The sequence below is a fragment of the Sphingomonas yunnanensis genome, assembly GCF_019898765.1.
In the GTDB taxonomy this organism is placed as follows: domain Bacteria; phylum Pseudomonadota; class Alphaproteobacteria; order Sphingomonadales; family Sphingomonadaceae; genus Sphingomonas; species Sphingomonas yunnanensis.
The window spans coordinates 1,066,488-1,086,104 of record NZ_JAIOKB010000001.1; the positions used below are offsets into that span (position 1 = coordinate 1,066,488).

25 protein-coding genes are annotated in these 19,617 nt (G+C 70.6%); 11 read left to right on the forward strand and 14 right to left on the reverse strand.

Features of this window, described 5'->3' with window-relative positions; genetic code table 11:
- Window positions 1-27: 27 nt before the first annotated feature.
- The 6 genes from K7957_RS05160 to K7957_RS05185 all read right to left on the reverse strand — a co-directional run bounded on the left by K7957_RS05160 (window position 28) and on the right by K7957_RS05185 (window position 3,243).
- On the reverse strand, window positions 28-609 hold the full coding sequence (locus tag K7957_RS05160; RefSeq protein WP_223010845.1) for a TraR/DksA C4-type zinc finger protein: 582 nt from the start codon (window positions 607-609) through the stop codon (window positions 28-30).
- Entirely contained in the window at window positions 606-953 is a 348-nt protein-coding gene (locus K7957_RS05165; protein ID WP_223010846.1) for a hypothetical protein, read from the reverse strand. Before K7957_RS05165 ends, K7957_RS05160 begins: the two co-directional genes overlap by 4 nt.
- Window positions 950-2,095 carry a DNA polymerase III subunit beta gene (gene dnaN / locus K7957_RS05170; protein ID WP_223010847.1) on the reverse strand — a complete coding sequence of 382 codons (1,146 nt, stop codon included), beginning with the start codon at window positions 2,093-2,095 and terminating at the stop codon, window positions 950-952. Before dnaN ends, K7957_RS05165 begins: the two co-directional genes overlap by 4 nt.
- Window positions 2,092-2,661, reverse strand: coding sequence for a hypothetical protein (locus K7957_RS05175; protein ID WP_223010848.1), 570 nt, complete (start codon window positions 2,659-2,661; stop codon window positions 2,092-2,094). Before K7957_RS05175 ends, dnaN begins: the two co-directional genes overlap by 4 nt.
- Before the next feature lie 76 nt (window positions 2,662-2,737).
- Window positions 2,738-3,016: a hypothetical protein gene (locus K7957_RS05180; RefSeq protein WP_223010849.1), complete on the reverse strand. Its 279-nt coding sequence runs from the start codon at window positions 3,014-3,016 to the stop codon at window positions 2,738-2,740.
- Window positions 3,013-3,243, reverse strand: coding sequence for a carph-isopro domain-containing protein (locus K7957_RS05185; protein WP_223010850.1), 231 nt, complete (start codon window positions 3,241-3,243; stop codon window positions 3,013-3,015). The genes K7957_RS05180 and K7957_RS05185 overlap by 4 nt, the downstream gene beginning before the upstream one ends.
- Window positions 3,244-3,337: 94 nt before the next feature.
- On the opposite strand from K7957_RS05185, the gene K7957_RS05190 reads away from it, so the two are divergent.
- The 7 genes from K7957_RS05190 to K7957_RS05220 all read left to right on the forward strand — a co-directional run bounded on the left by K7957_RS05190 (window position 3,338) and on the right by K7957_RS05220 (window position 7,933).
- A complete protein-coding gene (locus K7957_RS05190) occupies window positions 3,338-3,925 on the forward strand; it encodes a LexA family protein (protein ID WP_343228304.1) in 588 nt (195 codons plus the stop codon).
- Between the two features lie 333 nt (window positions 3,926-4,258).
- Window positions 4,259-4,519, forward strand: coding sequence for a hypothetical protein (locus tag K7957_RS05195; RefSeq protein WP_223010851.1), 261 nt, complete (start codon window positions 4,259-4,261; stop codon window positions 4,517-4,519).
- Window positions 4,519-5,694, forward strand: coding sequence for a phosphoadenosine phosphosulfate reductase domain-containing protein (locus K7957_RS05200; RefSeq protein WP_223010852.1), 1,176 nt, complete (start codon window positions 4,519-4,521; stop codon window positions 5,692-5,694). Before K7957_RS05195 ends, K7957_RS05200 begins: the two co-directional genes overlap by 1 nt.
- A complete protein-coding gene (locus tag K7957_RS05205) occupies window positions 5,691-6,137 on the forward strand; it encodes a hypothetical protein (RefSeq protein WP_223010853.1) in 447 nt (148 codons plus the stop codon). Before K7957_RS05200 ends, K7957_RS05205 begins: the two co-directional genes overlap by 4 nt.
- On the forward strand, window positions 6,130-6,633 hold the full coding sequence (locus K7957_RS05210; RefSeq protein ID WP_223010854.1) for a hypothetical protein: 504 nt from the start codon (window positions 6,130-6,132) through the stop codon (window positions 6,631-6,633). Before K7957_RS05205 ends, K7957_RS05210 begins: the two co-directional genes overlap by 8 nt.
- Window positions 6,630-6,875 (forward strand): hypothetical protein, encoded by a 246-nt coding sequence (locus K7957_RS05215; protein WP_223010855.1) that lies wholly within the window; start codon window positions 6,630-6,632, stop codon window positions 6,873-6,875. The genes K7957_RS05210 and K7957_RS05215 overlap by 4 nt, the downstream gene beginning before the upstream one ends.
- Window positions 6,876-6,880: 5 nt before the next feature.
- A complete protein-coding gene (locus tag K7957_RS05220; RefSeq protein ID WP_343228322.1) occupies window positions 6,881-7,933 on the forward strand; it encodes a hypothetical protein in 1,053 nt (350 codons plus the stop codon).
- Window positions 7,934-8,173: 240 nt separating this feature from the next.
- Here the strand turns inward: K7957_RS05220 and K7957_RS05225 are convergent, their stop codons facing one another.
- The 8 genes from K7957_RS05225 to K7957_RS05260 all read right to left on the reverse strand — a co-directional run bounded on the left by K7957_RS05225 (window position 8,174) and on the right by K7957_RS05260 (window position 14,634).
- Window positions 8,174-8,344, reverse strand: a complete 171-nt coding sequence (locus tag K7957_RS05225; RefSeq protein WP_223010857.1) for a hypothetical protein — start codon at window positions 8,342-8,344, stop codon at window positions 8,174-8,176.
- Between the two features lie 127 nt (window positions 8,345-8,471).
- Window positions 8,472-9,161 carry an HAD family hydrolase gene (locus K7957_RS05230; RefSeq protein ID WP_223010858.1) on the reverse strand — a complete coding sequence of 230 codons (690 nt, stop codon included), beginning with the start codon at window positions 9,159-9,161 and terminating at the stop codon, window positions 8,472-8,474.
- Window positions 9,145-10,104: an ATP-grasp domain-containing protein gene (locus tag K7957_RS05235; protein ID WP_223010859.1), complete on the reverse strand. Its 960-nt coding sequence runs from the start codon at window positions 10,102-10,104 to the stop codon at window positions 9,145-9,147. The genes K7957_RS05230 and K7957_RS05235 overlap by 17 nt, the downstream gene beginning before the upstream one ends.
- The gene (locus K7957_RS05240) at window positions 10,104-10,781 is read right to left on the reverse strand and encodes a PIG-L deacetylase family protein (RefSeq protein WP_246616652.1); all 678 of its coding nucleotides are present in this window, start codon (window positions 10,779-10,781) and stop codon (window positions 10,104-10,106) included. The genes K7957_RS05235 and K7957_RS05240 overlap by 1 nt, the downstream gene beginning before the upstream one ends.
- Window positions 10,782-10,795: 14 nt before the next feature.
- Window positions 10,796-11,710, reverse strand: a complete 915-nt coding sequence (locus tag K7957_RS05245) for a formyltransferase family protein (RefSeq protein ID WP_223010861.1) — start codon at window positions 11,708-11,710, stop codon at window positions 10,796-10,798.
- The gene (locus tag K7957_RS05250) at window positions 11,682-12,287 is read right to left on the reverse strand and encodes a sugar transferase (protein WP_223010862.1); all 606 of its coding nucleotides are present in this window, start codon (window positions 12,285-12,287) and stop codon (window positions 11,682-11,684) included. Before K7957_RS05250 ends, K7957_RS05245 begins: the two co-directional genes overlap by 29 nt.
- Window positions 12,284-13,456: a glycosyltransferase family 4 protein gene (locus K7957_RS05255; protein WP_223010863.1), complete on the reverse strand. Its 1,173-nt coding sequence runs from the start codon at window positions 13,454-13,456 to the stop codon at window positions 12,284-12,286. The genes K7957_RS05250 and K7957_RS05255 overlap by 4 nt, the downstream gene beginning before the upstream one ends.
- On the reverse strand, window positions 13,453-14,634 hold the full coding sequence (locus K7957_RS05260; RefSeq protein ID WP_223010864.1) for a glycosyltransferase: 1,182 nt from the start codon (window positions 14,632-14,634) through the stop codon (window positions 13,453-13,455). The genes K7957_RS05255 and K7957_RS05260 overlap by 4 nt, the downstream gene beginning before the upstream one ends.
- Window positions 14,635-14,924: 290 nt before the next feature.
- Here K7957_RS05260 and K7957_RS05265 point away from each other — a divergent pair, with 290 nt between their 5' ends.
- Genes K7957_RS05265 through K7957_RS05280 form a run of 4 tightly spaced genes read left to right on the forward strand, consistent with a single transcriptional unit; the run spans window position 14,925 to window position 19,617 of the window.
- Window positions 14,925-16,934, forward strand: coding sequence for a nucleoside-diphosphate sugar epimerase/dehydratase (locus K7957_RS05265; protein ID WP_223010865.1), 2,010 nt, complete (start codon window positions 14,925-14,927; stop codon window positions 16,932-16,934).
- Window positions 16,931-18,172: a DegT/DnrJ/EryC1/StrS family aminotransferase gene (locus K7957_RS05270; RefSeq protein ID WP_223010866.1), complete on the forward strand. Its 1,242-nt coding sequence runs from the start codon at window positions 16,931-16,933 to the stop codon at window positions 18,170-18,172. The genes K7957_RS05265 and K7957_RS05270 overlap by 4 nt, the downstream gene beginning before the upstream one ends.
- A complete protein-coding gene (locus K7957_RS05275; RefSeq protein WP_223010867.1) occupies window positions 18,165-19,031 on the forward strand; it encodes a sulfotransferase family protein in 867 nt (288 codons plus the stop codon). The genes K7957_RS05270 and K7957_RS05275 overlap by 8 nt, the downstream gene beginning before the upstream one ends.
- 40 nt (window positions 19,032-19,071) lie before the next feature.
- The gene (locus K7957_RS05280) at window positions 19,072-19,617 is read left to right on the forward strand and encodes a polysaccharide biosynthesis/export family protein (RefSeq protein WP_223010868.1); all 546 of its coding nucleotides are present in this window, start codon (window positions 19,072-19,074) and stop codon (window positions 19,615-19,617) included.

Sequence of the window (19,617 nt, forward strand, 5' to 3'; positions counted from 1 at the left end):
TTGCGACCTGCGTCTCGAGCTTCTGCTTCACGAGGCGAGCGCCTTCACCTTGGCTGTCAGATCGGCGAGCTGGGTCTCGGCCGAGACGGCGCGCGCATTGGCGGCGGCAAGCTCGTCCTGATCGATCACCTCCTCGACGCGGCGCCGCAGCTCGTCGACGAGCTCGGTCAGCGTGAGGGCGCCGAGATTGATCTGCACCGCGCCGCGCGGCTCGTCGGCCGAGGCCGCTGTCGAACCCTCGGCTGCGGCCTGACCGGCCTCGATCAGCTTGGCGGCCGCGTGCCCCAGGGAGAGGTCCTCGCGCTCGGCGAGCGCCTCCACGGCGGCAATCGCTTCCTCGGCGAAGGCGGGCAGCTGGAGATTCTTCGCTTTCATCGTCGGTGTCCTTGGCGGAAGGTCGCCGGGCCGCTGCGGCGGCTCCCAGCTGTCGGGAGGCAGGCGGCCGTCACGGCAGAAGCCGCAGCGGCCCCCGACAAGCCGCGGCATGTAGTGGCCGCACTCGTTGCAATCGCCGGCAGCGCCGACGGGCACCGACACGCGCGCGCGGGCGAGCCCGAGCGCGACGTGCTCGGCCTCGATCTCCGCGGCCATGTCGATCTGGTCGGTCACGCGAGCGCGCGCTCCGCGGCGGCGAGTTCGGCGCCCTCGAAGACGCGGCCGACCATGGCACGCGCGAGGCCAAGCTCGCCGTTCCGGGCGTAGCGGATGGTGTCTTCGACGTCGCGATCGCTGACGCAGAGGCCCCGCATGTCGCGGTAGGCGTCGACGATCGCGTCGGGCGAGAGGCGGTCGATGGCCTCGCCGTCTTCGAGGTCGATGCTGATCGTCACCGCTCCGTCGCGCGAGCGGTGAACGCCCGCGATCAGATCGCTCAGCGTCGCCTCGGCCGGCACCCCGGCTTCGACGAGCTTGAGCGCCAGCTCCTGGAACTCGAACTCTTCGCTACACCTCATGACTTGCCTCCCGGCACCCCGATCGACTGGATGACGGCGACCAGGTCGGGGTCCTTGTCGGACGTCAGGCGCACCGGCACCGGCGACTCGCCGATGAAGTGCAGGGTGAGTTCGGCGCCCTCGGCGAACACGCCAGCGGCGGAGAGCAGGAAGCGCTGATCAAGCTCGAGCACGGTGTCGCCGCCCTCGACCGTTGCCTCGATCTCGTCGTTGCCCGACGAACCCGTCGTGTCGCGCGCGCTGAGCATATGGGTCTCTGCGCCGTCGGTGAGCTGCAGGAGCACGCGACGCGACTTGCGTTCACCTTCGGCGTCGGTGATCGACGTGACGCCGTTGACGGCCTCGATCAGGGCATCGCGCCACAGCATGATGCGGTGCGCGCCAGGAGTGTCCATCGGGATCACGCGCCGATAGTCGGGAAAGGTGCCGTCGACCGTCTTGAAGGTCAGACGAACGTTACCCGTCGACGCCTGGACCGCGTTCTCCGAAACGAGCAGATCGATTGTGCCGGGGGCCTTGGCGAGCAGCTTGCGCAGCAGCCCGACCGCCTTGCTGGGGACGATGACCTGCGCCATGCGGTCGCAGCCCTCGGGCGCCGCGGTCTTCGCCGACACTAGCTTGATCGCGTCGGTCGCCGTGGCGACGAGATGTCCGTCGACCAGGTGCAGATAGACGCCGTTGAGATAGTAGCGGGTCTCGTCGGTTGACTGCGCCACGTGGCAGGCGCCCAGCATGCGGGCGAGGACGGCCGACTGCATCGAGAACGCGCAGGCGGCCTCGGGCGGCTTGCGCTTGGGGAAGTCCTGCCCCGGTAGAGTGCCGAGGGTCCGCGTGCTGCGCCCGCTCTTGATCGCCACTGCTGCCGAGCGGTCCGCGGCCGCGCCGATGGTGAGGCGGCCGGGCTTCAAGCTTGCGACCGCGGCAACCAGCTTGCGCGCGTCGATCGTGGTCTCGATCTCTCCCGCGGCAGGGACGGTCGCGCTCGCCTCGATGTCGAGGTCGGTGCCGGTGACCGTCAGCGAACCGCTGCCCGCCACGAGCAGCAGGTTGCCGAGGACGGGGATGGTGTTGCGCGCCTCGACGACGTCGGCGACCTGCCGCAACGCTGCCAGGAGCGCGTCGCGCTCGATCTCGATCGTCATGCGGCGAGTCCTGTCTGGGCGCCGCTTGCCACGATCGTGACGCGGCGAAGCGTCGGGCGCGGCGCCTGGTGAATACGAATGAGGTTGGCGGCGACGAGCGCGGCGAGCGCGGGCTCGACCTCGTCGGGGCGCAGGCCGGCCTTGCTCGCGAGCTGCTTGTCCGTGGGGCACGGTCGGCCGAAGCTGGCGGCGCGCTCGAGCACCGGCAGCAGCGCGTCGACCACCGCAGCCTCGGCGTCGATCACGCGAGCGACCAGGCGCTCGCGCTTAGGCTTCTCGAGCGAGGTCGGAGCCTTCGTGCGGATGGCGGTGTAGTTGAAAACGGTCGGGTCGGCCGCGCACCGCGGCCGCACGAGGATGACGAGCCCGCGATCGCTCAGCTGCCGCATCGCGGTCGCACCGGGTGAGCGCAGCGGCAGGGTCGCGCGGGTTGCGTAGACGAAGCGGTCGCCCGCGCTCGCCAGCTCCATCCACGCGGCTACCCGCTCGGGGCTGGCGACGATGCCGGGCACTTCGTCGGTCACGACGAACCCCGAGGAGGCGGCCGGCAGGGGGCTGAACCGCACCGCCTCCTCGGCACGGACGCACCCGTCGGCAGCGCCCGTGATCTGGTGAGAGGAAAGAAGCACCGAAGCCACCCGCTCAGGCTGCGCGCGCCAGAGGCGCGGGCCCGAACCAGGGCGCCGACGCGTCGCGGTTAAACATGCGGGCCTTCGCACCGAACACCGTGAACATGCGGGCGCCGAGCGTCGTGCTCGGCGTGATCTCGCCGTCGAGGATGCGCTGAAGCACGCTCTCCGTGATGTAGAGCCCGCGCGCCGCGGCCCGGAGGTCGCCAGCGCACTCGCTCGCGATCCAGCGGGCGAGCTGGCGCGCGCCCTCGTTCGGCGCATGGGCGCCCAGGTGCATCTTGAGCTTCATGCCGCGGCTCCCTCGGCGAGGGCCGGACCGGCGGCCTCCTGGACGATCGCGTCGATGTCGACGGGCGGGTCGCATTCCTGAGCGGCGACGCGCAGCTGAGCGAGCCGCCATGGGGGGATGCCGTTCTTCCGCCAGCTATGGACGGTCGAGATGGGGCTCCCCATCAGCCGCGCGACGGGCGTGGTGCCGCCCAGCGCATCGATGATTTTCTCTGCTGTCGTCTGCATGCTCCCAATTTGCGACAATCGCAGAGTGGAAGCAAGCGGTAGTTTGCGATAATCGCGATTGCGAGTTTCGCAAAATGCGCGCTCATACACGCTAGTGGACAACGATCAGATCAAAGCGGAGCTAATTCGCCGCAACATGAGCCAGCGCGATTTGGCGCAGGCCATCGGCATGGACGAGAACCACCTATCCAAGGCGCTCGCCGGCCGCCGCCAGTTCAAGGTGCCTGAAATGGATGCGATCCGCGCCGAGCTGGCGCCGGAAGAGCCCGTCGAGGGGCAGATGAACGTGCGCTCGATCCCTCTGCTCGGCGACGTGCCGGCGGGCAGCTTCCAGCCGCAGGAGCAGCGCGGCGGGCGACGGCTGCTGGTGACCGACCCCGACGTGCCTGCCCGCGCCTACGGCCTGACCGTCCGCGGTGATTCGATGGATCTGATCGTGCCCGACGGCGCCACGGTGATCATCGACCCGGACGACAAGAAGCTATGGCCCGGCTACCGTTACGTGGTGCGGACGACGGATGGCGAGACCACGTTCAAGGAATACCAGGAAGGCCCTGCGCGCCTGGTGCCCTGCTCGAGCAACCCGGCGCACGTCGAGATCATGCTTGGGGCTGAGCCGATTGCGATCGAGGGTCGTGTCTTCTCGTATTCGATGCGGGACGTACCTCGGCGCTCGGCGTAGCCTCCACCTCGCGCTGCCACTCGATCGAGGCGAGCCCGTCGAGGTAGAACTCGCCCCACTCGTCGACCTCGCCGAAGCCCTGCGCGACCGCGTCCTGCTCGGCCAGCCTCTTCTTCGTTCGCCACGGACCCCGCGGCTTACCCAACGCTATGACCCGGTAAACTAGCGCCATTCCTCTCTTCCCATGCGACTCGGGTGGAGAACATACACAGAACGGGTTTAAGGTCGAGCCCTGCCGTTTGCGAGTTTCGCAAACTCAGTCTTGACGGATAACTTGCGAATATCGCATAGCCATGAGGCGCCGGATGGTTCGGCGCTCCCGTGGAGGATCGCATGCGCGTTCGCCCTAACCCGTTCACCGCCCTCTATCCGGTAGAGAGCGCCCCGCGTCGTCCGCTCCGCGTCGTCGGCAAGCCGATCATTACGAGCCGGGATCGCCCGCTCTCCTATGAGCCTATCCAGCCGCTTGAGCAGGAGGAAGGCGACGAGAGCCACCTCTGGCGCGCGCTCGCGATCGCTACGCCCGCCTTCATGCTCTTCTACGTCGCCGTCGGCATCGCCGCCTGGTTCATGCACGCGCGGGGGCTGATCTGATGAACGCGATTGTCGACCAGTCCGCCTTCGCCAGCCTGGCGCCGCAGACCTCGCTCTTCGCGCCCTCGCCGTCTTCTGACGAGATCGCGCTCGACCCGATGATCCAGGAGGCCGCCCTCGCCGGCGCGTGGTTCGTCTTCTCGCTAAGCGGCGGCAAGGATTGCGGCGCGGTCTCGGCCCTTGCTAACCGCTGGCTTGACGAGATCGGCCACCCGCGCGCGCGCCGCATAGCCATGCACGCGGATCTCGGGCGGGCCGAGTGGCCCTCGACACCAGCGCAGGTGCAGGCCCAGGCCGACGCGCTCGGGCTGCCGCTGATCGTCGTCCGCGCGAACGCCGGCGACCTGCCTTCGCGTTTTGAGAACCGCTGGCAGCGCGGGCTCGCCGACTACGAGGCGCTGCGTCTCTACAATCTCCGCGGTCCCTGGTCGTCGCCGAGCCTCAAGTTCTGCCAGTCCGAAAAGAAGATCCAGGTCATGGGGCCGGACCTCTCGCGCCGCCTTCGGGGCGAGGTCATCGTCCAGGTGACGGGGCTCCGCCGTGACGAAAGCGCGGCGCGCCGCAGCACGCCCGTCGCCCGCGTCGACACCCGCTTCGTCAAGGCGAACAGTCGCGCAGGCACCCGCATGCTGGTCTGGAACCCCGGCGTTCTGATGACGAAGGTCGACGTGTTCGCTGCCAACCTGCGGCACGGCATCCCCCTGTCTAAGGTCTACGGCATCGGCTGCTCGCGCCACTCGTGCGCCGCCTGCATAATGGCGTCGCATGACGACCTGGTGATCGCTGGCGCTCAGGAGGACAATGCGCCTCTGTTCTCGCTCTACATCGGCTGGGAGCTGTCGAGCACTTTCAGCTTCCAGGCGGGAGCGTGGCTTGCCGACAAGGCGCCTCACCTGCTGGCCGACGTTGGCGCGGCGCAGCTCGCCCGCGCAAAGGCGGACGCAGCGCGCCGGAAGGCGATCGAGGCGGCCATGCCGGCGCGGCACCGCTACGTTGACGGGTGGCCGCTGTACGTGCCCGACCACGCCGACGCAGTCGTGATCGGCGAAGTGCGAGCGGAGCTGCTCGGCCGCCACAATCTCACGAACCGCTTCGCCACCCCCGCGGCTATCATCGACCGCTTCTCGGAGCTGCTTGACGAAGGTCAGCAGCGCCGCGCGAGGAAGGCTGCATGACCCTGGCGCAGAACGAGGTCGAGCAGCTCGCCCGCCAGATCGCCGAACAGGAGATCGGCGGCCGGCCGCCCCGCTGCACCGGCCACAAGGCCGACCGCTACAACGCCGCCTTCAATGCGGTGATGAAGGCGGCCGCTAAGCTCCGGCCAGTTCGGCTTTCCGACAGCGTGCCGCAGCTAGTCGAGCGGAACGTCGACGAGGATTGCGGGTGCCCCGAGGAGTTGTGGGATGCCTTCGGCGCGTCTCTCTCGATGCACCTGAGAGAGAGCGGCCACTCGAACGCACACGCGGACTACGGCGACGATGGCGAGGAGGAGCTGGAGGTAACTGCTCCGACCGCCGACCTCGCGCGAGCCGCCATCTTCGGCTGGGCGCGCGAATTGCAGCATCCCGGCTCAACCCTGGCGCGCACGAACGGCTCGCTCGGAGGCAGCGATGGCTGACCCGCGTTTCACGAACGACCTGCCATACTGCGCGTTCGCGGCACTCGAGCTGCTCAACGAGCGCCGCTCGTTGACGCCGGCGAAGGTCGCTTCTGGTAAGCTGACGCAGGAGGAGGCCGACGCGAGCATCGCCGTCGCTCGCGCGTTGGTAATGGAATGGCGCTGGGCGATCGATCCTCGCCTATCTCAGCTGCCGGACAGCTGGGGCGCCGAGGAGCGCGCGATCCAGGCGCAGCTCGAGCGCTTGGCGCCGTGGGTGCGGGCTGCCTCCGATGCATCGCCGTTCGATCGACAGCTGCGCGAACGCGCACTGCTCGTCGAGGCGCTGCTCTGGCATCAGGATCTCGACGGCGGCGATATGCCACGCATCGTCCACTACGGCCTGATCGCCCGGCGCAACCCGCGGCAGCGCTACGTAATCGACCCGGACGAGGACGCCGGCATCTATCGGGCGCTCGGACTGCGGCTCGATTCGGAGGAGGCGCGCGCGGCATGAAGATGGAGCGGCTTCACGCGATGCCGGATTGGCCCATCCGCATGACCTCTGACGTCGCTGCACTGTTCATGTGCGTGTCGGAGAGCACCTTCCTAACCCGCTATGGCAAGCTTTCCTTCAAGGAGGGTGCAAACACCTTTTGGGCAAAAGCCGCCCTCGAACGGGAGGTTGCCAGACAAGCGGGCTTGCCTCAGTTTTCTCCCGCGCTTGGCGGGGATGCCTCATGGGACGACTTGGATTGAAGAACGTGAAGGAGGTGCGCGGGCGCCTCTACTATCGCCGGAAAGTGGCTGGAAGGGATACGTACCACCGGCTGCCCGCCGTAGACGACCCAGCCTTCGCCGCCGAATATGCCCGCTTGGCCGCGCCAGAAATCGTAGCCCCCGCGCCAGAGCACGGCACGCTACGATGGTTGGCTGCGGATTACCGCGCCAGCCCTGAGTGGCGGGCCAAGAGCGGTCGCACAAGGGAGAACCAAGGGCGTTATCTCGACCTGATCTCCGACAAGGATGGTCACCGGACCGCGTCCGGCGTGCGCCCAGTGCACGTCTACAAGCTCCGGGATCAGCTGGCCGACACCCCCGGCAAGGCGAACGTTTGGCTAAGCGTCTTCGGATCGCTGATGCGGCATGCGGTGAAGATCGGTCTTCGCGACGACAACCCATGCGACAACGTGCCGATCCTGCGTACGGGCGAGCACGAGCCCTGGCCTGCCGACCTGTTAAGCGCCTGTCTCGAAGAGGCCACGCCGATGACTCGTCTCGCGATCGTGACCGGCCTGTGCTCCGGCCAGCGGATCGGCGACGTCGTGCGGATGCAGTACGGCTGGATCCACGACGGCATCATGGAGTTCGATCAGGAGAAGCGGCGGCGTGGTGGCGTGGTCAAACACGTCGCCGTTCCCATGCATCCGTTCTGGATCGCTGAGCTGGAAAAGCTGCCCCGTCGCGCGATCACCCTGTTGTACGAGCGCACCGGCGCTCCCTTCAAAACCACAGCCGCCATCCAGGAGCGCCTTCGTGCGCTCATGGACAAGCCGGCAGTGCTCGACGTGCACGCTGACCTGGTCGCCCGCGAGGTCATTAGCGAAGACGCACGCTTCACCTTCCACGGACTCCGGAAGAACGCATGCTGCTATCTGCTCGAGCGCGGGCTCAACGATAGCGAGGTCGGTGAGATACTCGGGATGTCGCCCGAGATGGTCCGACACTACGGAAAGCGCGCGCGCTCTCTGATGGTCGCTCGCGGCGCAGCCGATCGGCTGCGCAGCGGGAGCGTGGTGACCCTCAAGACAGGCTGAAACGAACCCCCTTCTCGCTAAGCCATTGAATTTACTTAAAGGGTATTTGGCGCCTAAACGGGTACGCGCCATTAATTTTTCTAGAGATTTTGCCTCCACGGCTGAAACACGGGTTCGAGCCCCGTAGGGGTCACCATCTGCCGCGCCTGAACGCGACCGCCGCGGCGGTTCGGACGAGACGATCTTCTCCAGTCTCGGCGAGGCGGGGGGCGCTATCCCGACACTGCCGGTATGCCCTCATCATCGCTGGCGCGGCGGCTCGGCGCGGCGCAGGCAGTCCGCCGCCTCCTCGCGATAGGCTTGCATCAGCGCGGGGTCGCGCGCCTGCTCGGCCAGAAGCGCGTAGCGGCGCGCGCGCTGAAGCAGCTTCAGGCGGGACTCGCCGTCCGGCGCGGAGGGGATCGGCGGCATGACAGGCTCCGGGTGCTGCGCGAACCGTCACGCACGCGTCACGACCGTGCGAGCCGGGCGATCAAGCGGCAACGTCTCTTCGTGATATACCCCCACGGCGCGGTCGCGATCCGATCGGGGCAGTCGCTCAATCGAGCGAGTCGAGGCTCTGTACGACCCGATCGGCCTCGTCGTCGGCCTGAACGGCGCGGGCCTCGACATGAAGGCCGCCGGGTCGCACGATCCGCACCGTGCGCCACCCGAGCAGGCGCGGCGCGACGAAGTCCTTCGTCGGATTGTCCGCGACATATGTGAAGCAGGCGCCGCCCATCCCGAACCATGCCTCGAGGTGGTCGAACGCGCGCCGGCTCGGCTTCCACGCCTCGCGGCCCCAGCGATCGGTGCAGACCGCCTGGCGCACGCCGCGGCGGAATAGGTCGAGCGCGCGCAGCTTGCGGCGCTGCGCGTCGAGGAACCCGTCGGTCACGATCGCCAGCGCGGTGCCTGTGTCGCGTCGTGCGAGATAGCGCGCCGCATCGGGCGCGAGCGCGATCCGCGGCCGATGCTGGCGGTAGACCGCGAGCAGCCGCGCGACCAGCGCGGGCGTGGCGGGGTAACCGAGGGCCGCGAGCGAGTCGTCGAAGATGCGCTGCCGCGCGCCCGCCTCGAAGCGCTCGCGCATCAAAGGGCCGAGCCGGTCGAGCCCGAGCCGCGCGTGTGCCCAGTCGCCCGCCGCGGCCAGCCCACTGATCACATAGTCGCGCTCGAGGTAGAGCGTGTCGTCGAGGTCGAACACGATGACTCGCTCGGGGGTGCGCGGCTCAGAGGAAGACGGCATCGTCGTAGCGCAGCATGGTGACGCCGGCGTCCCAGGCGTCCGCCGCGGCCGACGCACGACCGAGCCGCTCCTCGAGCAGCCAGCGCGCGAAGGTCGCGCCGGCGCGATGCGCCAGCGGGTAGCCGCCGCCGAAACGCGCGTTGATCTCGAACACCGAGGGCGCGCCGGCGGCGTCGACGAAGGCCTGGAAGCACCAGGCGCCGCGCACCCGCCCGCGCACCGCCTCGCCGAGCCGGCGCGCGACCTCGAGCAGGGCCTCGTGGCGCTCGGTCACGCCCTTCTCCACCTCGCCCGCGCGCACCGCCACGCGGCGGTGCGGCACCGCGCAGCGCAGCGTCCCGGCGGCGTCGAAGAACAGGTTGACGGTATATTCCTGCCCGCCGAGCAGGTGCTGGACGATATAGGGCTCGGATCGCGGCAGCGCCGCCAGCTCGGCGAGCGAGTCGAGCCGCGCCAGACCGCGGCTCGAGCTGCCGTGGCGTGGCTTGGCGATCGACGGCCAGCGCCAGTCGACGTCGACGACCTCCGCCGCCGCGGTGGGGGGTGTCGGCACATCGGCGCGATCGAGGAAGCGCGCGGTATCGAGTTTGTCGCGCGCCATCGCCACCAGCTCGGCATCCGCCACCGCGACATCTGTGCCAACCGCGGCGAAACGGTCGCGCGCGAGCGCCAGCGCGAGCAGCTCGGTGTCGATCGTGGGTACCAGCAGGTCGATCCGCTCGCGCGCACAGATCGCCAGCGTCGCCTCGACATAGGCCTCGGTCGTCGCCGCGGGAACGGCGTGCGCGGTGTCGGCGGAGGCGCAGGCGGCACTCCACTCCGGCGCGAGATCGGTGGCATGGACCTCGAGCGTCGCGTCCAGTGCGGCGGCCGACTCGCGGAAGCAGCGCAGCAGCGCGACGCGGCGCCCGGCCGAGCCGAGCAGCAGGCGGAGGTCGGCCATCACCCGACCTCGCGGATCAGCACGAACGCCTCGGCGGCGTGGCGCCCGACGCACGAGCCGCGCACCATCGCCAGCGCGCGCAGCGTCTCGATCGAGCGCTCGTCCGGGAAGGCGTGGCATTGGGACTCGAAGCAGCGGAACGCGTCCAGCTTGGCCGCCAGCGTGTCGGCGATGTCGACGAAGACGTTGGGCTGGAACGACGGCGCCAGATAGGGTGCGGCCCAGTTGGTCTCCGACACCGTCTCGTAGGCGAGCACGCGCGCGGGATAGTCGCTGCCGCGCGGCCGTGCCGCCACCATGGCCGCGTCGAAGATCAGCTGATGGTCGCGGTGCAGGTCACCGACGAAGGGCACGAACAAGGTGTCCGCGCGCGACGCGACGAGCGCGGCGCGGACCGCGGCGTTGATGTCGGCCTGCGCGACTTGATCAAGCTCGACCGCGGGCAGGTCGAGATAGTGGGTCGCCGCGACGCCGAGCAGCGCGTGCGCGGCGGCCGCCTCGCGCCGCACCGCGGCGACCTGCTCGGCGGCGAAGCGCGGCGCGGTGCCGCGGGTGACCACCGCGACCTCGACGTGGCGCCCCAAGGCGGTCAGCCGCGCGATCGTGCCGCCGCAGCCGAGCACCTCGTCGTCGGGATGGGGCGCGAGCACCAGCGCGCGCTCAATCCGGTCCAGCATCATTCCCCCTTCGCTCAATCTCGTCGTCCCAGCCGCGCGTGGAGCGGCGGTGGGCCGGGCCGATCGCGCCGCCAGCGGGTCACGCGCAGCAGCTCGCCGTCACCGCAGCGTACCGTGAAGCTGGCGTCGTCGCGCGCCACGACCTGCCCGGCGAACGCTGCGTCGTGGCCGCGTCCCGGCCGCCGCTCGGCAGTGAGGATCGTCACCGCTCCGGCCGCGGAGCGGGTATGCGCGCCAGGATAGGGTTCGCCGCAGGCGCGGATCAGCCGGTCGATCGTCGCCGCGTCGTCGCGCCAGTCGATCTCGGCGTCCTCGGCGCGACGGCGCGCCGCGTAGGTGGCGTAACGCTCGTCCTGCGGCGCGCCCGCCGCGTCGCCGGCGGCGAGCCGCGTCAGCAGCGGCGGCAGCATCGTCGCGAGCGCGGCCATATGTTTGTCGTAGAGCGTCTGCGCGGTCTCGTCGCGCGCGACATGGAAGAAGTGCTGCGCCAGGATGGGACCGCTGTCGGTGCCCTGGTCGATGACGAACAGGCTGCCCGCGGTGATCGGCTCGTCGAGCAGGATCGTCCAGGGGATGACGCCGCGCCCGCGCAGCCGCGGCAGGGCCGCGGGATGGTAGCCGACCGTTCCCAGCGGGGCGACCGCCCGAAAGTCGGCGCCGCACAGCTGCGACCAGCCGATCACCAGGATCACGTCGGGCGCTTGCGCGCGCAGCCGGTCGAGCACCGCCGGCTCGTTGCAGTTCGCGGCATGCACGACCTCAGCGCCGAGCGCGCGCGCGGCGTCGCCGAGATCGACGAAGTCGGAGTGGCGCGCGCTGAGATCGGGCGGCAGCGTGACCAGCGCGGCGAGCGTCCACTCCGGCGCCGCCGCGAGCGCGCGCAGCGCGACCCGGGTGCTCTCAACCGCGCCGACGAGGATCGCCCGCATAGGCACTCCGTATGGCGTCCGCGTTGCGCCGCTCGCCGCCGCCCCCGGCGACGAGCAGGGTGCGGAACAGGATCTCCAGATCGAGCCGCAGCCCGCGATGCTCGATATACCATAGGTCGAGCGCGAGCTTCTCCGCCTCGCTCAGCCGCGTGTTGCCGTTGACCTGCGCCCAGCCGGTCAGCCCCGGGCGCACCCGCGAACGCGCCGCCCCCTGTTCGCCCGCGGCGGCGATCGTCACCGGCAGCAGCGGGCGCGGGCCGACCAGGCTCATCTCGCCGCGTAGCACGTTCCACAGCTGCGGCAGCTCGTCCATGCGGGTGGCGCGCAGGAAGCGCCCGGTCGGCAGCAGCCGTTGCGCGTCGGGCAGCAGCGTGCCGGCGGAGTCGCACCGGTCGTTCATCGTGCGGAACTTGCGGAGCGGGAACGGTCGCCGGGCCAGGCCGGAACGCGCCTGCACGAACAGGATCGGCCGCCCCGCCACGGCCGCCTGCACCAGTGCGAGCAGCAGCAGCAACGGTGTGACCAAGACCAGCCCCAGCGCCGCTACGACGATGTCCACCACCCGCCGCGCGGTCATGCCGCGGCTTCCGCGAAAGCCGGTCCAGACACCGCCGCGGCGACCGGACGGGCCGCTGACAGCTCCATCGTGTCGAGCAGCAGCCGGTTGACCCGCTCCACGGCGTAGCGCTCGGTGGCGACGCGGCGCGCCACCGCGCCCATCCGCGCCGCCAGCGTGGGATCGGCGCAGAACCGCTCCATCGCGGCGGCGAGCGCGGCCGGGTCGCGCGCCGGCACGACGAGCCCGTTATCCCCCTGCTCGATCGGGTCGCGGCAGCCGGGGCGATCGGTCGTGATCACCGCTCGCCCGCTCGCCATCGCCTCCAGGATCGTGCGCGGCAGGCCCTCGCGGTACCAGCTCGGCAGCACGAACACGCTCGCCTCGGCGAGGAAGGGGCGGACGTCCCGCGTCTCGCCGAGATAGTCGATGACGCCCTCCTCGGCCCAGCGCGCGATCTCACGCGCGGTCACACCGTCGGGACCGGGGTCGGTCGGCCCGAGCAGACGAAAGCGCGCGCCGGGGTAGCGCGCGCGCACCGCCTGCGCCGCGGCGACATAATCGTCGATCCCCTTGGCGCGCAGCAGCCGCGCGATCATCAGGAACACCGGCCCGGGCGGCGCCGGGGTGGCCGCGAAGCGCGTGACATCGACGCCGGAGCCCGGCACCTGGATCACGCGCGCGTCCGGTGCGACGATGGCGTGGCGCAGCATCTCGGCGCGATCGTCGCGGTTGAACACGAAGACCGCGCCCGCCTCGCGCACCGCGGCGCGGTAGAGCAGCGACACGCCGCGGCGCAGCAGCCGCATCCGCGGCGACGCGTGCTCGCCGTAGACGTGGCCGAGGCCGCTGACCATCGCGTAGAAGCGCGTGCGCGTCAGCCGCGCCGCGAGCCCGGCGTAGATGATCGGCTTCTGCGTGTAGGCGAGCACCACGTCGGGCCGTTCGGCGCGCAGCAGCGCGACGAGCGCGCGCAGCGTGCCGAGATCCACCAAAGGATTGAGCCCCACCCGCGCCATCGGCACGCGGCGCAGGGCGACGCCCATGTCGGCGAGACGCGCGCGCACCTGTGGGTCGTCGTCGGGGGCGCAGGCGATCACCTCGTGGCCCGCCGCGACCATGTCGGCGAGCAGCTGCCCGCGGAAGTTGACGAGCGAGTAGGCCAGGCTCGCGACCACCACGACCCTCACGCGCGGGCCCTCGCCCAGTCGCGCGACGGCGGCACCGAGCGCACGGCGTCGCGGTATAGCGCGGCGTAGCGATCGACCACGTCGCGGATGTCGTGACGGGCGCGGACGCGCTCGCGCGCGCGCTCACCGAGCGCCGCGCGCTGCGCCGCGGGAAGCGTCCCCAGCCGCACCAGTGCCGCCGCCAGCGCCGCGGCGTCGCGCGGTGGCACCACCGCGCCGGTGTCGCCGATCAGCGCGGCACTGTCCCCCACGTCGGTGGCGACGCACGGCACGCCCGCCAGCATCGCCTCACCTACGACATTGGGAAAGCCCTCGCCCCAGGCGGATGGAAGCGCGAGCAGGTCGAGCCCGCCGAGCCAATCGCCGACGTCGCCGCAATGCCCCCGACGGATGACGCTGTCCTCGGGCAGTCCGAAGGCGGCCGGGGCGAGCGCGGGATCCTCGTCCATCCCCTTCCCCACCAGCAGCACGCGCGCGGCGAACCCCTGCCCGCGCGCGATCGCCACCGCCCGAAGCAGGTTGGGCACGTCCTTCATCGGCGCCGCGCGCGCGACCATGCCGATCAGCGGTCCGTCGCCGTCCACCCCCAGCCGTTCACACAGCGTCGCGCGCGCGGCCTCGCGCGGCACCGGCGCGACCAGGTCGAAGCCGTTGGGGATCACGCGCTGGTCCGGCGCGCGGAAGCCCAGCCGGCGATACTGGTCGGCCGCGGCGTGCGAGTTGTAGACGATCGCGCGCGCACCGCGCGACAGCAGCGCCTGCGCCCGCAGCACCAGCCGCGTCAGCGGCTTCTCCTCGGCGAGATCTGCGACCGAGTGGCGCACGTTCCAGATGATCGGCACGCGCAGCCACGGCCGCGCCAGCGCGGCGGCGAGAGTCGCGGCGAGCTGCGCGTGGTGCATCCAGGCGACGATCACGTCGGGCCGCCGCACCGCGATCGCGCGTGCGAGCGACAGCAGCGCGCCCGGCGACGGCATTCCCGCGACCATGCCGAGATCCGCAACCGGCACGCCGGCCGCCGCGATGCGCGCGCCGCCGCGACCGGGCGGGATCAGCGAGATGACTTCGGAACACAGGTGCGGGTGGCGGTGCCCGTGCTCGAGCAGCCGCGCCAGCATCGTCTCCGCGCCGCCGACATCCAGCCCGGTGATGACATGCAGCACTCTCACCGGCCGCACCGCCCGCTACCTCGTCCCGCCACGTCACACTCCCCCGTACGCCGCGCATCATAGCCGCGGGCGGAGGAGCAGCGTTCTGGCGATTGGGCACATAATCCCTTCGAGGGGGCGTCGGCTCCGGAAGAGCACCACCGCTGACCGATTGAGGCTCGGCGGAGCGCGAAGGAGCAGGCGTATCTCTCACCTGAATGGACCGCACGCATCGCCCGATGCGTCCCCGCATGCTGCGCCGCAACCCGCTACCCTTCTGTCGTCGCGTCCGGGCTTCGGGGGGCAGGCAGGGGGAGCTTATGCCGCGGATCTTGAACTACCAACGTTACTCGCGGCGTACGCGTCGCACCGCCAATCAGCTGTTCGACGCGGTCGCGATCGTTGCCTCGCTCGCGGCCGCGCTGCTGCTCCGCATGAGCGGCGCCGTTCCCGACGCCATGTGGGAGGGCCTGGCGTGGAGTGCGCCGGCCTTCATCGCGGTGGGCTTCCTGGTGTTCAATGCCACCGGCATCTATCGCCGCGTGTGGCGCCTCGCCTCGCTGCCCGACGCGCTGCTGCTGATGGGCGCCGCCGCGCTGGCCGTGACGCTGTCGGTTGGGCTGCTATCGGTATCAAGCCATGCCAATTGGCTGCCGCTGTCGGTCCCGGTGATCCACTGGTTCGTGCTCTCCGCGATCATGACCGGCGCTCGCCTGTGGCGCCGCGTCGCCAGCGAGCTGCCGCGTCGCGCCCGCGCCGCCTCGGCGACGCCGCGCGGCGCCGCGACGATCGTCAGCCAGCAGCGCGCGCTGCTGGTCGGGCGTCCCGAGGACGTCGAGGTGTTGCTGCGCCAGATCGAGCAGGAGGAGAGCCCCGCCTATCTGCCCGTCGGCATCCTCGACCTAGACAGCCATGACGCCACGCTGCGGCTGCGCGGCGTCCCGATCCTCGGCATGGTCGACGCGATCGACCACGCGGTCGACACGCTCACCGCGCGCGACGAGCGCCCCAGCGTCGTGATCATCGCCGAGGGACGCAACGGGGGTGGCGGGCTGCCCGGCGCGCGTCGCGTCCAGCTCGTCAACGCCGCGCAGGCGCTGCACCTGTCGGTGCGCAGCGCCACGCCCGACGCGAGCGTCCGCCGGTCGCTCGACGCCGAGTCGATCGACCTCGCCGACCTGCTCGAGCGCCCCGCCACCGATCTCGACGCCGCGGTCGCGGCGCGCGCGATCGAGGGCAAGCGCGTGCTGGTCACAGGCGCCGGCGGCACCATCGGACGCGAACTCACCCGCCAGATCGCGGCGATGAAGCCCTCCGACATCGTGCTGGTCGATTGCGGCGAGTACAACCTCTACCTCGTCGAGATGGAGCTGCGGGAGAACTACCCGCAGGTGCCGTGCACCGCGGTGCTGTGCTCGATCCGCCAGCGCCAGCACGTGATGGCAGTGTTCGAGCAATATATGCCCGACTACGTCTTCCACGCCGCCGCCTTGAAGCACGTGCCGCTGGTCGAGCTGAACGTCTGCGCCGGGATCATGACCAACGTGATCGGCACGCGCAACGTCGCCGACGCCGCGCTGCGCTTCGGCGCGCGCGCCTTCGTCCAGGTGTCGACCGACAAGGCGGTCAATCCCGTCAGCGTGATGGGCGCGACCAAGCGGCTCGGGGAATTGTATGTCCAGGCGATGGACCTGCAGGGCTCGGGCCGACCCGACAGCCCGCGCTTCATGACGGTGCGGTTCGGCAACGTGCTGGGCTCGAGTGGCTCGCTGATCCCGCTGTTCCAGCGCCAGCTGGCGCGCCGCGCTCCGCTGACCGTCACGCATCCGGAGATCACCCGCTTCTTCATGACCGTCCACGAGGCGGTGCAGCTGGTGCTGCACAGCACCGCGCGCACGATGGAGCGCAACGTGCAGCGCGGACGGATCGTGGTGCTCGACATGGGTGAGCCGATCCGCATCCTCGACATCGCGCGGCGGATGATCAAGCTGGCCGGGCTGGTGCCCGACCGCGACGTGCCGATCCATATCGTCGGGCTGCGCCCGGGCGAGAAGCTGTACGAGGAGCTGTTCGACGCGCGCGAGCAGCGGCTGCCCTCCGCGATCGAGGGCGTGTTCGAGGCCGAGCCGATCCCCGTCCCCCTGCCCGCGCTCCAGGCGCAGTTCACGCGGCTGGCCGAGGCGGTCGGCGAGCATGATCAGGACCTGGCGCGCGCGCTGCTGTTCGAGCTGCTCGACCCCGATCGGATCGTCGCCGCCAAGCCCGCGGACGAGCATGCCGGGGCCGTCGTGCGCTCCCTTCACGGCAACCGCGAGGGGGCGGCGGCATGAGCGCCGGGCTTCATCAGGCGGCGGCATCGGCCGCGCTGCTCCGCGCCGTACCCACGCCGATCGCGAGCCGCTGGCCGCGCTACGAGGCCGACGAGATCGCCGCGGTCGAGGCGGTGCTACGCTCGGGCAAGGTCAACGCGCTCCACCACGGCACGCACAACGCGCTGCTGCAGGACGGCTTCGCGACGCTCTGCGGCATGCCGCACGCGATCGCTCTGGCGAACGGCACGCTGGCGCTGGAGCTGGCGCTGTACGCGCTCAATATCGGCCCGGGTGACGAGGTGATCGTGCCCGCGCGCAGCTTCGTCGCCTCGGCGAGCTGCGTCGTGACGCGCGGCGCCACCCCGGTATTCGCTGACGTCGATCCCGACACGCAGGCGCTCTCGGCCGAGACGATCGCGGCGCAGCTCACGCGGCGCACCAAGGCGATCATCGTCGTCCATCTCGGCGGCCGGCCGGCGGACATGGCGCCGATCGTGGCGCTGGCGCGCGCACACGGGCTCCTGCTGATCGAGGATTGCGCCCAGGCACACGGCGCGACGATCGACGGCCGGGCGGTCGGCGGCTTCGGTGACGCCGCGGCCTTCTCCTTCTGCACCGACAAGATCATGTCGACCGGCGGCGAGGGTGGGCTGCTGCTGCTGCGCGACGAGGCGGCGTGGCGTCGCGCCTGGTCGATGAAGGATCATGGCAAGGACGTGCGCGATCTCGGCGCGGGGGGCGGCAACACCGGCTTCCGCTGGCTCCACCACGAGGTCGGCAGCAATTATCGCCTGACCGAGATGCAGGCGGCGATCGGCGTCGCGCAACTGGCCAAGCTTCCCGCCTGGCTCGCCGCGCGCCGGCGCAACGCCGCGGCGATCCTCGATCCGCTCCGCGGGCTCGTCGCCGTCCGACTGGTCGAGCCGTCGAGCGGAGTAGGCCACGCTTACTACAAATTCTATGCCTTCGTCTGCCCCGACGCGCTCGCCCCGGGCTGGACGCGCGACCGGATCGTCGGCGAGGCGGTCGCGCGCGGCGTACCCTGCCTCACCGGCAGTTGCCCCGAGATCTATCGCGAGCGCGCCTTCGTCGAGCGCGGCCTCGGCCGCGACGCGCCGCAGCCCACGGCGAAGCTGCTCGGCGAGACCAGCCTGATGCTGCCGGTGGATCCGACGCTCGACGAGGAGGAATGCCGCTTCATGGGCGAGACCCTGCGCGCGATCGCGCTCGAGGCAACGGGGCGGGCGCATGGTTGAGGGGCTGCCCAGCTTCCTGGTCATCGGGGCGGTCAAGGCCGCGACGACCTGGATCTCGCACCAGCTGCGCTGCCAGCCCGAACTGTGGCTGCCCGATGCCGAGCCGCATTTCTTCAGCACCGAGTACGAGCGCGGGATCGAGCATTACCGCTCGCTGTTCGCCCCCGCGCCGGCGGGGCGGCGGATCGGCGAGAAATCGGCCGACTATCTCGCCCATCCCGACGCCGCCGAGCGCATCGCGGCTGTGCTGCCGGACGTGCCGATGGTGGTGCAACTACGCGACCCGGTCGAGCGCGCTTACTCCGACTATTGCATGCTCTACCGCCGCGGCCTCGTCGCCGGCGACTTGCGCCGCTACCTCGAGAGACGCGACCCGGCCGGCGCACGCTTCCTCGACGGTGGACTCTACGCTCAGCATCTCGCGCGCTTCTACGCGCATCATTCGCGCGAACAGATCGCGGTGTTCCTCTACGAGGACGTGATCGAGCAGCCCGAGCGCGTGATCGCGCGCGTGTGCGAGCATATCGGCGTCGCGCCGCATATCGAGCCCGCCGCGGTGGCGAGCCGCCGCAACGACGGCTCGGCGGCGATGTTGCCGCTGTCCGTCCGCCGCGTGCTGCGCCCGATGCGGCCGCTGCTCGACCCGCTTCGGAGCAATCCGCTGCTGGCGCGGCTGCGCGGCACGATGGCGCGCCCGGTACGCTACCCGCCGCTGACGGTGGAGCTGCGCGCGCTGCTGCGCGACTATTATCGCGACGACGTGCAACGCCTGGAGACGATGATCGGGCGCGACCTGTCGCGCTGGCGCGCGGGCGCCGTGGCGGGGGCCAATGACGATCGAGTGACGGCGGCGTCCTGACGGGACGATCGACCGAGTGACGCGTGAGGGGGAATGAAGGATGCGAACGTGGCTGGGGCTTGCGGCGGTGGGGCTGTCGCTGGCGGGATGTGCGAGCGAGTATAGCGGACTGGCGCCGCTGCCCGAGGTAGCGGCGAGCGACTACAGGCTCGGGCCGGGCGACGAGCTGCGCGTCAGCGTCTTCGGGCTCGACGCGGTCAACAACACTTACGTCGTCAGCGACACCGGAGCGATCGCGCTGCCGCTGCTCGAGCCGATCGCGGTGAACGGGGAGACGGTGCGCGAGGCGGAGCGCGCCATCGCCGCCGAGATCACCCGCCGCCAGCTGGTCAACCAGCCGCGCGTCAGTGCGCAGGTGCAGAGCTATCGTCCCTTCTTCATCACCGGCCAGGTGCAGAAGCCGGGCCAGTACGCCTATGTGCCGGGCATGACGTTGATGACGGCGGTGTCGATCGCGGGCGGCTATACGTTCCGCGCCGACACCAACCGTGCGGTCGTGCGCCGCGGCGGCAGCAAGGGCATGGTGCAGCCCGACGCACGCATCCTGCCGGGCGACATCGTCACCGTGGCCGAGAGCACGCTGTGA

Bases quoted from the DNA above. Each gene is read 5' to 3' on its own strand.
- K7957_RS05270 (WP_223010866.1), top strand. From the start codon at position 16,931: ATGAGCGCCGGGCTTCATCAGGCGGCGGCATCGGCCGCGCTGCTCCGC.
- K7957_RS05250 (WP_223010862.1), bottom strand. From the start codon at position 12,287: ATGACCGCGCGGCGGGTGGTGGACATCGTCGTAGCGGCGCTGGGGCTG.
- K7957_RS05165 (WP_223010846.1), bottom strand. From the start codon at position 953: ATGAGGTGTAGCGAAGAGTTCGAGTTCCAGGAGCTGGCGCTCAAGCTC.
- K7957_RS05200 (WP_223010852.1), top strand. From the start codon at position 4,519: ATGAACGCGATTGTCGACCAGTCCGCCTTCGCCAGCCTGGCGCCGCAG.
- K7957_RS05185 (WP_223010850.1), bottom strand. From the start codon at position 3,243: ATGCAGACGACAGCAGAGAAAATCATCGATGCGCTGGGCGGCACCACG.
- K7957_RS05210 (WP_223010854.1), top strand. From the start codon at position 6,130: ATGGCTGACCCGCGTTTCACGAACGACCTGCCATACTGCGCGTTCGCG.
- K7957_RS05235 (WP_223010859.1), bottom strand. From the start codon at position 10,104: ATGGCCGACCTCCGCCTGCTGCTCGGCTCGGCCGGGCGCCGCGTCGCG.
- K7957_RS05240 (WP_246616652.1), bottom strand. From the start codon at position 10,781: ATGCTGGACCGGATTGAGCGCGCGCTGGTGCTCGCGCCCCATCCCGAC.
- K7957_RS05265 (WP_223010865.1), top strand. From the start codon at position 14,925: ATGCCGCGGATCTTGAACTACCAACGTTACTCGCGGCGTACGCGTCGC.
- K7957_RS05280 (WP_223010868.1), top strand. From the start codon at position 19,072: ATGCGAACGTGGCTGGGGCTTGCGGCGGTGGGGCTGTCGCTGGCGGGA.
- K7957_RS05205 (WP_223010853.1), top strand. From the start codon at position 5,691: ATGACCCTGGCGCAGAACGAGGTCGAGCAGCTCGCCCGCCAGATCGCC.
- K7957_RS05180 (WP_223010849.1), bottom strand. From the start codon at position 3,016: ATGAAGCTCAAGATGCACCTGGGCGCCCATGCGCCGAACGAGGGCGCG.
- K7957_RS05215 (WP_223010855.1), top strand. From the start codon at position 6,630: ATGAAGATGGAGCGGCTTCACGCGATGCCGGATTGGCCCATCCGCATG.
- dnaN (WP_223010847.1), bottom strand. From the start codon at position 2,095: ATGACGATCGAGATCGAGCGCGACGCGCTCCTGGCAGCGTTGCGGCAG.
- K7957_RS05245 (WP_223010861.1), bottom strand. From the start codon at position 11,710: ATGCGGGCGATCCTCGTCGGCGCGGTTGAGAGCACCCGGGTCGCGCTG.
- K7957_RS05225 (WP_223010857.1), bottom strand. From the start codon at position 8,344: ATGCCGCCGATCCCCTCCGCGCCGGACGGCGAGTCCCGCCTGAAGCTG.
- K7957_RS05275 (WP_223010867.1), top strand. From the start codon at position 18,165: ATGGTTGAGGGGCTGCCCAGCTTCCTGGTCATCGGGGCGGTCAAGGCC.
- K7957_RS05195 (WP_223010851.1), top strand. From the start codon at position 4,259: ATGCGCGTTCGCCCTAACCCGTTCACCGCCCTCTATCCGGTAGAGAGC.
- K7957_RS05230 (WP_223010858.1), bottom strand. From the start codon at position 9,161: ATGCCGTCTTCCTCTGAGCCGCGCACCCCCGAGCGAGTCATCGTGTTC.